Genomic DNA, 13,713 nt, shown 5'->3' with positions numbered 1-13,713 from the left:
GTCCAGGCCTATGGCCATGAGGGCCTGGATCGGGATGAATTCGCCCGGCTGGTGGAAGACAGTTTTGCCACCGCCCAGGAGCGGGTGGCCAACCGGGCCCGGCTGGTGGCCGCCGTCATGGTGCTGTGTTCGGCGCCATCGCCTTCATCCTGTGGATCGGAGGACATGACGTGCTGGCCGGCCGCCTGAGCGCCGGGGAATTATCCGCCTTCGTGTTCTACGCGGCGATTGTCGCAGGCAGTGTCGGGGCCCTGTCAGAAGTCTGGGGGGACCTGCAGCGGGCAGCGGGCGCCACCGAAAGGCTGATGGAAATCCTTTCAGCCCAGCCGGCAGTGCGCCCCCACCCTGAGCCCCAGCCCCTTCCGCATCCTGCGCGGGGTGAGCTGAGCTTGACGGACGTGGTCTTCCATTACCCCAGCCGCCCGGATACCCCCGCCCTGGAGAATTTCAGCCTGCACGTCTGCCCAGGAGAAACCGTCGCCCTGGTCGGCCCATCAGGCTCAGGCAAGAGCACGGTTTTTCAGCTGCTGTTGCGATTCTACGATCCGGATCAGGGCACCATCCGGATGGATGGCGTGGCACTGGGGAACACGGATCCCCTGGCCCTGCGTCAGCACATTGCCCTGGTGTCCCAGGATGCGGTGATCTTTGCGGCCAGCGTGCTGGAGAACGTGCGCTACGGCCGGCCCGAGGCGAGCCTGGCAGAGGTGCAGGGCGCTTGCCGGGCAGCTTTTGCCGACGAGTTCATTCGTGGCCTGCCCGAGGGCTACGACACCGATCTGGGAGAAAGGGGGGTGCGCCTCTCAGGGGGCCAGCGTCAGCGCATTGCAATTGCCCGCGCACTCCTCGCCGACCGGCCCATATTGTTGCTGGATGAGGCGACGTCAGCCCTGGATGCCGAAAGTGAGGGTATGGTCCAGCGGGCACTGGAGGGACTCATGCGAGACAGGACAACCCTGGTGATCGCCCATCGTCTTGCCACCGTTCAGAAGGCAGACCGGATCGTGGTGATGGAGTCGGGGCGAGTCGTGGAGCAAGGCAACCACGAAACCCTGATGGCATCCAATGGTGTGTATGCGCATCTGGCACGACTGCAGTTCGTCACATAATTTAATTTACAAAAAATCAATACAACCTTAATGACTTAATCTCTACTGACGTGTTAAAAAAGTCATCTTTTCTTACTTTTTTTCCGACACGGAAAATCCTGGCACTGATGCACGCTTCAGCCCCCATCCTGGCAGAGGATCCTGCGTACGAGCGTTCAATGCCCACTGCTCAAGGTTCTCGCTCCCCCGTTGCGCCAGACATCCTGCCGGATGATCGACTTTTCGCTTCCATCCAGTCTTCGTCCTATGCCATTCATTGCGCGGACCCGGACAACCATGGGCATGCGGTCCGGTTGCTGATCGAACGGCGCTATGCCTGGCGTGGCATACACCCGGGCGACTGCGGCCTGATTGAATCCCATCCGGACTGCATCACCCTGGTGGCCTCCAGCGAAGCCGAGGTCTTTGGCACTGTCACGCTGCGTCTGGACGGGGAAGACGGGCTGCTGGCCGACACCCTCTACGCCCATGAGTTGCGGTTTCTGCGCCAACCGGGAACGCGTTTGTGCGAGATCACCAAGCTTGCCGTGGACACCCAGCACAATCCCAAGGAAGTCCTGGGCGCCCTTTTCCACCTGATCTACATCCATGCCCGCCTGATCCACGGGATGACCGATGCCGTGATCGAGGTCCATCCCCGTCACGCCCGCTTCTACAAGCGGATGCTGGGCTTCACGGAAGCCGGCAGGGAAAAGGCCTGCCCCCGGGTCAAGGGAGCTCCTGCCATCCTGCTCCACCTGGACCTGAAGCACATGGACGAGCAGATCGCGCTCCTCGGCGGATGCGCCAGCAGTCGGGCCCGCTCCCTCTATGCCTATTTCCTGTCCCAGGAAGAGCAGGACGAAATCCTCCGCGACCTGCTCGGCAGTCACTGAACAGGCATTTGGCACCAGGAGTGCCGCGGGGACGGGCAACTCGGGTAAAGTCTCGCCTTTGGTTTTTTGCGTTACTGGATACTTCCCATGGCCCAATACGTCATGTCCATGCTCCGCGTGAGCAAGGTCGTCCCGCCCAAGCGGCAGATCATCAAGGACATCTCCCTGTCCTTCTTCCCCGGCGCCAAGATCGGCCTGCTCGGCCTCAACGGCTCGGGCAAATCCACCGTGCTGCGCATCATGGCCGGCGCCGACAAGGAATACGACGGCGAAGTGCAATGGCAGCCCAACATGTCCATCGGCTACCTGCCCCAGGAGCCGCAGCTCGACGCCGAAAAGACCGTGCGCGAAGAAGTGGAATCCGGTCTCGGCGAAGTGATGCAGGCCAAACAGAAGCTCGAAGAGGTGTACGCAGCCTACGCCGAGCCCGATGCCGACTTCGACAAGCTGGCCGAACTGCAGGCCAAATACGAAAACATCATCGCCACCAGCGGCGCCGACGTGGAAACCCAGCTTGAAATTGCTGCCGACGCCCTGCGCCTGCCGCCCTGGGACGCCAGAATCGGCCCCCTGTCCGGCGGTGAAAAGCGCCGCGTCGCCCTGTGCAAGCTGCTGCTGTCGCGCCCCGACATGCTGCTGCTGGACGAACCCACCAACCACCTGGACGCGGAATCCGTCGAGTGGCTGGAACAGTTCCTGGTGCGTTTCCCGGGCACCGTGGTGGCCGTCACCCACGACCGTTACTTCCTCGACAACGCCGCCGAGTGGATCCTCGAACTCGACCGCGGTCACGGCATTCCCTGGAAGGGCAACTACTCCAGCTGGCTGGAGCAAAAGGAAGCCCGCCTGGAGCAGGAGTCCAAGCAGGAAGGGGCCCGCATCAAGGCCATGAAGCAGGAGCTGGAGTGGGTACGTTCCAACCCCAAGGCACGCCAGGCCAAGAGCAAGGCCCGCCTGTCCCGCTACGAGGAGATGTCCTCGGTGGAATACCAGAAGCGCAACGAAACCCAGGAGATCTTCATCCCCGTGGGCGAGCGCCTGGGCGACAAGGTCATCGAGTTCACCGACGTATCCAAGGGCTTTGGCGACAAGCTGCTGATGGACAAGGTGAATTTCAGCATCCCTGCCGGTGCCATCGTCGGCATCATCGGTCCCAACGGCGCCGGTAAATCCACCCTGTTCAAGATGATCACCGGCCAGGACACGCCCGACTCCGGCGATGTGGTGATCGGTCCAACGGTCAAGATCGCCTACGTGGACCAGTCCCGTGACTGCCTCGACGGCAGCAAGACCGTGTTTGACGAGCTGGCCGGCGGCGCTGACATCCTCACCATCGGCAAATTCGAAATGCCCAGCCGCGCCTATATCGGCCGCTTCAACTTCAAGGGTGGCGATCAGCAGAAGCTGGTGGGCAACCTGTCGGGTGGCGAGCGCGGGCGCCTGCATCTGGCCAAGACCCTGATGGACGGCGGCAACGTGCTACTCCTCGATGAACCGTCCAACGACCTTGACGTGGAAACCCTGCGCGCCCTGGAGGACGCGCTGCTGGAATTTGCCGGCTGCGCGCTGATCATCTCCCACGACCGCTGGTTCCTGGACCGGATCTGTACCCACATCCTGGCCGCCGAAGGCGACAGCCAGTGGACCTTCTTCGCTGGCAACTACCAGGAATACGAAGAAGACAAGAAAAAACGCCTGGGTGAAGAAGGCGCCAAACCCAAGCGCATCCGCTACAAGCCGATCAGCCGCTGATCCCAGCCAGGGATCCCAGAACGCCGCGGGGTTGCAGCCGCGGCGTTTTTCATGGGCAGGCGGAAAGAACTACGCCAGAATTTCGACTTCCATTCCCGGCCGCAACTCGGCACTGCCTTCGGCAATCACGTTCTGGCCAAAGATCACACCTGCGGGAGTTCGTCGATATTTGGCGAGGGTACGCAAGGGCTCCTGATCCAGACCCTTGCTTCCTGCATCCGGATCAACCGTGGTGAATACGCATCGCTCGCAGGGTTTGACGATGCGAAAGGTCGCGTCACCGATGCGGATCCGCTTCCAGTGGTCCTCCGCAAAGGCCTCTGCGCCTGAAACCACCAGATTGGGCCGGAAGCGGGCCATCCCCAGGGCACGCCCCACCCGGGATTCGAGATCCTCCAGGGAGCTTTGGCCAGTCAGCAACAGGGGATACCCGTCAGCAAAGGATAGGGGTACTTCAGGATCCGTCTGGAGCCGCCGGGTGGGTTGAGCTCCAGCCCACAAAAAACGCAGGGAAACACCGGCAAAGCGGGAGATCCATGCGTCGGCCTCTACCGCTCCTCCCCAGGCAGGGAAGGTATCGCTCCAGACCGTGGCATCCTGAGGCACGGAAAATGCCGTATTGGGCACAAACAAAGGCGCGCGTCCTTGAGCCGCAAGGGTCACCCCTAGGTCCGACGGCTCGGCTGTTACCTTGACGAGTTCGGGAAACTCCCGCCCCGTCACCAACCGGCCATGGCGGTCCGCCACCATCCACATACGGTCGAAAGCCAAGCCCAGGGGAGTCAGATGCGACCGCTCAAGACTCTGGCCGCGCATGGATTTGACCGGATAGCGGTAGAGGGCAGACAAGCGGAGGGTGTGCGCAGACATGGCGTTCTCTGGAATCACTGTCGGGAGGCAGGATTATCCTGCGCGCTCCCCCTCGGGGCAATGTACTGTAAGGGGTAGAATGACGGCCTTCTGCCTACAGGTCCGACCGGACCCGCCGCCATGACCTACGAAGAACATCTGGACGAAGTTGCCACCCTCCTTTTCGAACGCTTCAACCTCTCCGAACATGCCGCCATCCAGCTCGTCATGAAGGCTCAGGCCGACGGCTACTTCAGCGATCATGACGATGATCCCGCCATTTGCACCCAACTGCGGGCAGAACAGGACGCCAAACGGGTCTTCAAGCTCTACGGCAAACCCGCGGTCCAGCCGGAGGGTAGCAACGCTGGAGGACCGGTTCCCAGTCGCTACAAGCGACGCTAAGCTCCTTTCCTTTCCTGTCCCGCAGTCCCGCGGCGACCGGGCGGAAAAGCCGGCTGGCGTTGCCAGACACCAAGGATGAGTTGTCCCGTAACAACCGGACTGGCGTGCTTTATTTTCCGTTTTCTGAGACGACCCCATTTTCATTGAATCCCCCTCTCCCGCTGTGGTCTGAAGAGACAAGATTCCATCCCTGCGGGAGACGCAATGAAACCGAGCCGCGTATTGATTCTGGCCATCAGCCTTTTAACCGTTACAGGCTGTGCGAGTTCGAGCATCAAGTCCACCTGGCGCGACCCCCAGGATTCTGGTGGAATGCCCCGTAAGCTGGCCATCTTTGTGGCAGTGAACGACGACAATCTGCGTCGGATGGCTGAAAACCGGGTAGTGCAGTCCCTACCGCCGGGAAGCTCCGCCACCGCGAGCTACACCCTGGAACTGAACCCAACACTGGAAGCCGGGACCGTCCGCTCCCGCTTGACGGCTGCAGGCTTCGACGGGGCGCTGGTTGCGCGGCTGGTCTCGGTGGACAAATCCATCACACGGGTTCCCGCTCAGACCCACTTTGCGCCTGACCCCATGTTCCGGCGCTTTGGTCCCCGCTATGGACCCTTCTACAGCTTCTATCCTTACGTCTATACCACCCCGGCCTACACGGTCGAAAACACCACAGTGGTAGTGGAAACTTCCCTGTATCGCCTGCCTGAAGGCAAGCCGATCTGGTCTGCCGTCAGCGAATCGGTCAATCCGCGCTCATCGGCCCAGGTAGTCGATGAACTGATCAAGCTGGTGGGCGGCAAACTGGCCGACGAGGGGCTCCTGCAGATCCGCTAGTCATCCGGGGCCGAGGCCCTGGAGGAGCACTCAGCAACCACCGTCCGCCCATTCCCTGCGTCGGTAATGGAACACGGCTGGAGCCACAAAAGCGGCGCAGGCCAGACCGATCAGGACCAGAGGCCAGACGATCGGTGTGTTCCATTCAGCCCGCAGACGCTCCCGCGCGGCTACATCGATCCTCTGATATTTCAGTGTATTCCGGACGATTTTGCCCGGCTTACGGTTGTACAACCAGCCATGCTGGAGGGCATAAGCCTTCTCATAGAAGCCCCAAATCCAGGGCGCATCCTGCTGCAGGATCGTCAGCATCCGCTCGATGATCGCCAGCCGGTCGGGACTGTCGGGCATGGCCTTCATCTTTTCAAACAGGCGGTCATACTCCCCGTTCTCGTAATTGGCCGCATTCTCCCCCTGGTTCTTGACCTTGCTCTGGGCCCCGTAGAGCAGGAACAGAAAATTTTCCGGATCCGGATAATCCGCATTCCAGCCCCAGTAAAAAAGCTGGGCGCTGCCCTTGCGAACCTTATCCTGGAAACGATTGTAATCCGTCGCCCTAACCACCAGTTGCACATCCAGCTTGCGGAACTGCTTGGCCAGCCAGTCCACAATGGACTTGTCACCCATGCCTGCGGCGGTGGTGTCGAGGTTCAGGATCAGCGGCTCTCCCGTCCGGGCATCCCTTCCTCCCGGATAACCCGCCTCGGCCAGCAGGCGACGGGCTTCATCCACCGTTTTACGTCGAGGCTTGCCGTCCACCCAGTCGTAGACGTGGGGATTGATCCCGGCCTGACCTTCCCGATGACCGAAGATGCCGGGAGGAATGGGGTGCATCGCTGGCACACCGCGCCCATTCTGAAAGACAGAGATGAACTCTTCCTGATCAATGGCGATCGAGATGGCAAGACGCAACTTGCGTGACCGTTCGTCCTTGCCACCCACTACGGGATCCAGCATGTTGAACCCCATGTACATCACCGTGGGTGCCACGGAAGTGGCAAGCTTGATTCCCTTTCTTGCCATTGCATCACTCAGGGTCACGTCCCCCTGCCCGGCCATCTGCACCGCTTGATCGAAGTTGTCAGAAGACACGCCGGAAGCATCGTAGTATCCCTGCAGAAACTTGTTCCAGTAGGGAATGCTTTCCTTCTCCCGGGTAAACACGACCCGGTCGATGAAAGGAATTGGCTTGCCGCAATCCGCCAGGAAGCCGGCCTCACGGTCCCCCTCTTCCCCCTCGCAGGGAAAAGTCTCCCCGCGATAGTGGGGATTACGCACCAGTTCCATGCGTGCGTTCGGATTGTTTTCCTTCAGCATGTAAGGCCCGGTTCCTACGGGCCACCAATCCAGGGTCAGATTGCGCTCCGCCATGCCTGGCTGGGCAAAAAAACGCTCAGCCTCGTAGGGGATGGGCGCAAAAAAAGGCATCGCCAACCAGTAGGGGAACTGGGGATAGGCCCCCTTGAGACGGATTTTGTAAGAATACCGGTCCAGGACAGCCACCCCTTCCATTGGGTAGGTGCGCAGATCGATCCAGCGCCCCCTATCCTTGTCCGGCCTCTTGCGCTCGTCTTCCACAAGGCGGGCATGCAGGGCCTTGAGCCCGACGATGTAGTCTCCCATCAACTCCAGGACCGGGGAATGCAGCCGCGGATGAGCCAGACGCTTGATCTGGTAAACATAATCCTCTGCAGTAAGCTCGCGGGTAGCCGTCTTGGGAAAATCCCCCGGACTGCGCTTATCCGCAAGATCCCTGGCACTCATGCCCAGATAAAGGGGCTGTCCGTCAGATCCTGTGGCAAAGGCTGGATGAGGCTGAAAACGGATGCCTGACTTAATCCGGATTTCGTACTCACTGTACGCCACCTCGGAAGGATCGCCGCCAGCCGCCAGCAACTGCCCCTGCTGCCCATAGTGGCGCACTACCGGCATGCCCGCTGCAGTGGCGGGCATCAACTGGAATGGGCGCTTCAGATAGTGGTACTGATAGGGTGGCTCATAGATCTGGTACAGGAAGGTCGCCTCATCTTCACTGTAGGACTGGACCGGATCCAGGTGCTTTGGGCGTTGAGTAAAAGCACTGTAAAGGATGTTCTGTCCCCGCTCCGCAGCCGGGTATGGATCATTCCAGATTTGGCTACAGCCCGCCAGCAGGCCGGAGAAGATCAGGATTGCAAGGGTTGTGATCGTCGCACGCATGGTTTCAGTCTACCGGATGTGATGAATTCCGCGACAGACCACGTCCGGAAAGCATCCGCTATAATCGAGCGGTTATTAACTGGAGACACCTTACATGGGCTTTCTCGCCGGCAAACGCATTCTCATCACCGGATTGCTGTCCAACCGCTCGATCTCCTACGGGATCGCCAAAGCCATGCACCGGGAAGGGGCAGAGCTCGCCTTCACCTATCAGAATGAGCGTTTCCAGGAACGCGTGACCAAGATGGCTGCCGAATTCGGCAGTGTCTTGGCCTATCCCTGTGATGTACAGAACGATGACGAAATCACCGGACTGTTCGCACAACTCGGCCAGCAGTGGGATGGTCTGGACGGCCTGGTGCACTCCATCGCCTTCGCTCCAAGCGATGCGCTGGAAGGGGATTTCCTTGACAGTGCCACCCGTGAGGCCTTCCGTATTTCCCAGGAGGTCAGCGCATACAGCTTCCCGGCCCTTGCCAAAGCAGCCCGGCCCATGATGAAGGGGCGCAACGGTGCCATGCTGACCATGTCTTACCTGGGTGCCGTGCGGACGATGCCCAACTACAACATCATGGGAATGGCCAAAGCCAGCCTGGAAGCCGCCGTACGCTACATGGCCGTGAGCCTGGGACCGGAAGGTACCCGGGTCAATGCCATTTCAGCCGGCCCAATCAAGACCCTCGCTGCTTCCGGCATCGGCAGCTTTGGCAAGCTGCTTTCCTTCAACGAGCGCAATGCTCCCTTGCGCCGGAATGTCACCATCGAAGAGGTGGGCAACGCGGCTGCCTTCCTGTGCTCTGATCTCGCCAGCGGCATCACCGGCGAGATCATGTATGTGGACGGAGGCTTCAATACCACAGCCCTGGGCAACCCGGATCAGGGCTGAGCCTTGGTGGCAAAACGCTATCCGTAAAAAACAGGGATCCCACAATCCTGTTCGCTTAAGGACTGCTTGCCGCCTGGCAGGCTCCCTGAAAATCCGGAACCTCAAACAGGTTCCGGATTTTTCATGTGTGAGACGATCTTGGGGAATACTCCGGGGCTTCTTACGGGATGCTTGACGTGAGCCAGGGGCTCTTTGCCCCCGGCGAAAATTCAACGGTCCTTCTGCTCGCTGATGGCTGGCAGACTGAGCTTCACTTCGTGACGTTTGCGCAGGGAAGCGATATAAGCAGCGAAGTCCTGCTCCGCCTGCAGGCGTGCGTACTGTTCTCCCAGCGCTTTCAGGCGAGGATCGTCCTTGCTGGTAATTTCCGGGCGCATGACCTTTTCAATGCGGAACAGCGCATAGCCGCGTCCGGGTACGGTCAACCCAGCATAGGAAGGCAGCTTGTCCGCCCTGGCCCTGAAGACTGCGGCGAGGACATCAGGAGGTACCCCCTGATCAGCCCGGCTGACTGTCTGGGGCGTCGTCCAGGCGAGCTCGACGCTCTCCCCCTTGAGCAGTTTCGCAAGCTTGTCACTACCATCCTTCTCAGCCAGCTTCACCGCCTCTTCTGTGGTCAGCAGCCTCTCGATATCGGCCTTGACCTCCTCAAAGGGACGCACACTCGCTGGCTTGTGCTCAAGAACGCGGGCCGCAATCACCCTCCCCTGCCCCAGATCAATGGCGTCAGTATTGCGCTTGTTCTTGACTGCGTCGTCAGCGAACAGGGCCGTCAGGACCTTGTCATTGTCAAAAGGACTCGCCGCCTTTTGCCCTTTGGCCAGCCAGTCGGAGCTAAGGACCTCCAGCTTGTACTTTTCAGCCGCTGGCTTGAGGCTATCGGCTTGTTCATAAACCGTATTGCTGAAGCCCTCCACCAACTCGGCAAACTTTCGCCCGGATTCCGTCCGCTTCAGCTCCTCCTTGATCTCAGCCTTCACGTCTTCGAAAGCCCGAACCTTGGCGGCCTTGACTGCCTCAAGACGGATGATGTGATAACCGAAATCGGACTCCACCAAGTCGGAAATATCGCCAGGGTGTGCAAGAGCAAACGCGGCATCCTCAAAGGGCTTGACCATGGCTCCCCGAGGGAAAAAGCCCAAGTCACCGCCCTTTTCGGCAGAGCCTGGATCCTGGGAGCTCTCCCGGGCAAGGCGGGTAAAATCAGTCGGCTTGGCCTTGAGTTGAGCCAGCAGCGCCACGGCCTTTTCCCGAGCTGTCTTGCGGCTTGCCTCATCCCCGTCCTTGGGAGCCTGAATAAGAATGTGGCTGGCGCGACGCTCTTCTTCCTGGCGGTAGCGTTCGGGATGGGCATCGTATTCCTTGCGCAGATCTCCTTCGCTCACCACAAGCTGGCTTGCCACCGCCTCCTGAGTAAACAATACATACTCCGCCTTCAACTGGGCGGGCAGTTCGAATCGACTGCGGTTATCGTCATAGTACTTGCGTACGGCACCATCAGCCAGCTTCACGGAAGCAGCAAGCGTCCGGGCATCCAGGGCAACCTGGCTGACCTGTCGTTGTTCAAACTGGACAGCAAAGACACGCTCCAGGGCGGCACGAGAGACAACATTGCCTTCTGCAACTGCGCCCACCAGTTGCTGCAGTGCGAGGTCCCTGCGCAGACGTCCCTCGAAGACCGGCTGGGTCATGCCTTGGGACTGAAGAACAGCTTCATAGCGTTGCTTGGAGAACTGACCGTTATCCTGAAAGGCGGCAATGCCCGCGATGGTATCCCGCAACTGCGTGTCGGATACGGTCAAGCGGAGCTGGCCGCTCTCCAGCGCAAGAAGGCGCTGATTAACCAGATTCTCGAGCACGGCTTGACGAGTTTCAGGGGTATCCAGCATCGCTGGGTTGAAATTTTCCCCCATCATGTTACGCAGGCGGTCCTGCTGCTCGCGCAAGGCCTCCTGAAACTCCGCCTGAAAGATCGGGCTGCCGCCGATGGACGCGACTTCGTCGCCACCACTGCCCCCCTTTACGTAGGAGTCGACCCCCCAAAAAGCAAATGGCAACGTGATCAGGAGCAAAAATCCCTGAACAATTTTCTTGTTGTTGCGTACTGCATCAAACATGAGAAATCCTCTATTGCTGCGAGCGGCAGGTGAAGGCGAAAACCAATGTAAAAAGGCGAACTCACGTTCGCCTTTGCCACGAGTCAATATGCCGATCCAGCACCTGGAATATTGGCAATACGTACGGAACGGTGCGCCCTGAATACTGCTTGGCTGAACGCTTGTCAGACTAACCGCGCAAAGTCTACCTGCAGTCCCGGGCCCTAACAAGCCCTTGCCAGTTGGTTCTGCGCACGAGCAGGATTGCACGTGGAGTACGCACATACGTAAAAAAGGCTGCATAAGCAGCCTTTTAAATTTTCAGACCAGTCAGGTCTATGCATTCTTGGCGGAGTGGACGGGACTCGAACCCGCGACCCCCGGCGTGACAGGCCGGTATTCTAACCAACTGAACTACCACTCCAATAGAGCCTGCGTGTTTAAAGCAAAATCTGGTGGGTGCTGACGGGGTCGAACCGCCGACATTCGCCTTGTAAGGGCGACGCTCTACCGACTGAGCTAAGCACCCGTTTATTCATCAAACGGATTCAATGAATCAACAGGGCATCAGTTTAGCGCATCTTTAAGTGCTTTGCCAGGTCTAAATTTAGGAATTTTGGCGGACTCAATCTTGATGGCCACCCCTGTGCGTGGATTTCGGCCACTGCGCGCAACGCGCTTTCCCACATGAAAAGTTCCAAAACCTACCAGAGTGACGGTATCCCCACGGGTGAGCGCTTGCTTGATGGCTGCGATGGATGCGTCGATGACGCGCCCGGCAGCCGCTTTGGAGATATCCGTCTCGGCTGCTACCTGATCGATCAATTCGGATTTGTTCACATTCGCCCCCTCTTTATAGAAAAGTCCAGACACGAAACTGCGACTTCAAACCACAATTGCCTTCGGGTACGCACGTGCGACCGCATGACGAGTATCTAACGCCTGAACAAAAAGCATGTCAAGACAAAGGGAGCGGCTGATTTATCAGAAATTCATGTAAATCATGCGGCACAAATTAAAAAAGGATCGCAATGCGATCCTTTTTCTTCTGAATGGCAACTTTTACGTTGCCAATCTCGGTGAAAATCAGGCAGCCACAGCGCCCATCGCCTTGATGGCGGAGGACAGACGGCTCTTGTGACGAGCAGCCTTGTTCTTGTGGATAATTTTCTTGTCAGCAATGCTGTCGATCGTGCGCTGGGAAGAAACGAAAACTTGCTGGGCAGCTTGCTTGTCACCACCAACGATTGCCTTGCGGACAGCCTTGATGGCGGTACGCAGACGGGAGCGCAGGCTCACGTTGAGGGTGCGGGCTTTGACCGCTTGACGGGCGCGCTTACGGGCTTGTGCCGAATTGGCCATCTTTTAGTATTCCTGAAAGAAATGCAATGAAGCCTAGGATTCTAAAAGAAAAGAATATGGGCTTGCAAGCTTTTTCTTCTGATTCATCATCGGAAAGGTTTAAGAAACGAGGCCTTGCCGAGTGGCAAGGCCTCGTGCGTCAAGAATGAATCCGATCAGATGCGCTCAAAAATTGTGGCAATACCCTGACCACCACCGATACACATGGTGACCAATGCATAGCGGCCACCGGTGCGGTGCAGTTCATGGATAGCCTTGGTGGCAATGAATGCACCGGAACAACCCACCGGATGCCCAAGGGCAATGGCGCCACCGTTAGGGTTGGTCTTGGCAGGATCGAGGCCCAGTGCCTTGGAAACGGCCAGCGCCTGGGCGGCAAAGGCTTCGTTCGACTCGATGACGTCCATCTGATCCAGAGTCAGACCCGCCTTCTTGAGGGCCAGTTTGGAGGCAGGGATGGGACCTTCACCCATCACGTCGTTGGGCACGCCAGCCACTGCATAGGACACCAGACGGGCAATCGGCTTCTGGCCGGCAGCGGCAGCCTTGGCGGCATCGGCCAGCACGAAGAAGGCCGCACCATCATTGATGCCCGACGCATTCCCGGCGGTGACGGTACCATCCTTTTTGAAGGCTGGCTTCATCTTGGCCAGGGACTCGAGGGTGGTACCACGCTTCAGATGCTCATCGGTATCAACCACCACATCGCCCTTGCGGGTTTGCTTCACGATGGGAACGATCTGGGACTTGAAACGCCCCTCGTCAATGGCCAGGGCTGCGCGGCGCTGGGACTCGACGGAGAAGGCATCCTGCTCCTCGCGGGAAATACCCCACTTGGCAGCCAGGTTCTCGGCGGTGATACCCATGTGCCCGACACCGAAGGGGTCAGTGAGAACGGCGACCATCATGTCAATCGCCTTGGCATCCCCCATGCGGGCGCCAGAACGCAGGGCAGGCATCATGTAGCCACCACGGGACATCACTTCAACGCCGCCACCGACACCATAATCGCAATCGCCAAGCAGAATCTGCTGAGCAGTCGTCACGATACCTTGCAGCCCAGAGGAACACAGACGGTTCACAGCCATCGCGATGGAATCCATCGGCAGACCGGCCTGAATGGAGGCAACGCGGGCCACGTAGGCATAACGGGAATCAGTCGGGATACAGTTGCCGACAGTCACGTAGTTGATCTGCTGGGGGTCGACGCCGGAACGAACGACCGCTTCCTTCATGACGGTACCTGCCAGCTCGGACGGTTCAATGTCCGAAAGGGAACCACCGAAGGCGCCAATAGCGGAACGAACTGCACTCAAAACCACGACATCACGATTAGCCATCTGTATTCC

The 13,713-nt window shown here is 59.1% G+C and carries 13 protein-coding genes and 2 tRNA genes; 7 read left to right on the top strand and 8 right to left on the bottom strand.

Annotated elements, in window-relative coordinates:
- The 4 genes from PHD22_RS02840 to ettA all read left to right on the top strand — a co-directional run.
- Positions 1-189: hypothetical protein (locus PHD22_RS02840; protein WP_299861992.1), on the top strand; the 189-nt coding region annotated here is incomplete at its 5' end.
- The gene (locus tag PHD22_RS02835; protein WP_299861989.1) at positions 171-1,109 is read left to right on the top strand and encodes an ATP-binding cassette domain-containing protein; all 939 of its coding nucleotides are present in this window, start codon (positions 171-173) and stop codon (positions 1,107-1,109) included. The genes PHD22_RS02840 and PHD22_RS02835, both read left to right, overlap by 19 nt.
- Before the next feature lie 158 nt (positions 1,110-1,267).
- Positions 1,268-1,984: a long-chain N-acyl amino acid synthase gene (locus PHD22_RS02830; protein ID WP_299861986.1), complete on the top strand. Its 717-nt coding sequence runs from the start codon at positions 1,268-1,270 to the stop codon at positions 1,982-1,984.
- 87 nt (positions 1,985-2,071) lie between these two features.
- Complete coding sequence (gene ettA, locus PHD22_RS02825) at positions 2,072-3,736, top strand: energy-dependent translational throttle protein EttA (protein WP_299861983.1); 1,665 nt, start codon at positions 2,072-2,074, stop codon at positions 3,734-3,736.
- A 69-nt stretch (positions 3,737-3,805) separates the two neighbouring features.
- Here the strand turns inward: ettA and PHD22_RS02820 are convergent, their stop codons facing one another.
- The gene (locus PHD22_RS02820) at positions 3,806-4,606 is read right to left on the bottom strand and encodes an MOSC domain-containing protein (protein ID WP_299861980.1); all 801 of its coding nucleotides are present in this window, start codon (positions 4,604-4,606) and stop codon (positions 3,806-3,808) included.
- 120 nt (positions 4,607-4,726) lie between these two features.
- Here PHD22_RS02820 and PHD22_RS02815 point away from each other — a divergent pair, with 120 nt between their 5' ends.
- Both PHD22_RS02815 and PHD22_RS02810 read left to right on the top strand, forming a co-directional pair.
- Positions 4,727-4,990 carry a hypothetical protein gene (locus PHD22_RS02815; RefSeq protein WP_299861978.1) on the top strand — a complete coding sequence of 88 codons (264 nt, stop codon included), beginning with the start codon at positions 4,727-4,729 and terminating at the stop codon, positions 4,988-4,990.
- 312 nt (positions 4,991-5,302) lie between these two features.
- The gene (locus PHD22_RS02810; RefSeq protein WP_299861975.1) at positions 5,303-5,821 is read left to right on the top strand and encodes a hypothetical protein; all 519 of its coding nucleotides are present in this window, start codon (positions 5,303-5,305) and stop codon (positions 5,819-5,821) included.
- A gap of 30 nt (positions 5,822-5,851) precedes the next feature.
- Here the strand turns inward: PHD22_RS02810 and PHD22_RS02805 are convergent, their stop codons facing one another.
- Entirely contained in the window at positions 5,852-8,020 is a 2,169-nt protein-coding gene (locus PHD22_RS02805; protein ID WP_299861972.1) for an ABC transporter substrate-binding protein, read from the bottom strand.
- 94 nt (positions 8,021-8,114) lie between these two features.
- Between PHD22_RS02805 and fabI the strand changes: the two genes are divergently transcribed.
- The gene (fabI, locus tag PHD22_RS02800) at positions 8,115-8,906 is read left to right on the top strand and encodes an enoyl-ACP reductase FabI (protein WP_299861969.1); all 792 of its coding nucleotides are present in this window, start codon (positions 8,115-8,117) and stop codon (positions 8,904-8,906) included.
- Between the two features lie 209 nt (positions 8,907-9,115).
- Here fabI and PHD22_RS02795 read toward each other — a convergent pair whose 3' ends face one another.
- The 6 genes from PHD22_RS02795 to PHD22_RS02770 form a co-directional block, all read right to left on the bottom strand.
- Positions 9,116-11,287: a SurA N-terminal domain-containing protein gene (locus PHD22_RS02795; RefSeq protein WP_299861966.1), complete on the bottom strand. Its 2,172-nt coding sequence runs from the start codon at positions 11,285-11,287 to the stop codon at positions 9,116-9,118.
- Between the two features lie 62 nt (positions 11,288-11,349).
- Positions 11,350-11,426 (bottom strand) — tRNA-Asp (locus tag PHD22_RS02790).
- Positions 11,427-11,455: 29 nt separating this feature from the next.
- A tRNA-Val gene (locus tag PHD22_RS02785) sits at positions 11,456-11,531 on the bottom strand.
- A 38-nt stretch (positions 11,532-11,569) separates the two neighbouring features.
- Positions 11,570-11,842 carry an HU family DNA-binding protein gene (locus PHD22_RS02780; protein ID WP_299861963.1) on the bottom strand — a complete coding sequence of 91 codons (273 nt, stop codon included), beginning with the start codon at positions 11,840-11,842 and terminating at the stop codon, positions 11,570-11,572.
- Positions 11,843-12,088: 246 nt separating this feature from the next.
- Positions 12,089-12,364, bottom strand: coding sequence for a 30S ribosomal protein S20 (rpsT, locus tag PHD22_RS02775; protein WP_299861960.1), 276 nt, complete (start codon positions 12,362-12,364; stop codon positions 12,089-12,091).
- Between the two features lie 155 nt (positions 12,365-12,519).
- Positions 12,520-13,704 (bottom strand): acetyl-CoA C-acyltransferase family protein, encoded by a 1,185-nt coding sequence (locus PHD22_RS02770; RefSeq protein ID WP_299861957.1) that lies wholly within the window; start codon positions 13,702-13,704, stop codon positions 12,520-12,522.
- Between the last annotated feature and the right edge of the window lie 9 nt (positions 13,705-13,713).

This window comes from Zoogloea sp., from assembly GCF_028693495.1.
In the GTDB taxonomy this organism is placed as follows: Bacteria; Pseudomonadota; Gammaproteobacteria; order Burkholderiales; family Rhodocyclaceae; genus Zoogloea.
Note: the sequence above shows the minus strand (reverse complement) of the source record. Positions and strands in the feature narration are given on the sequence as shown.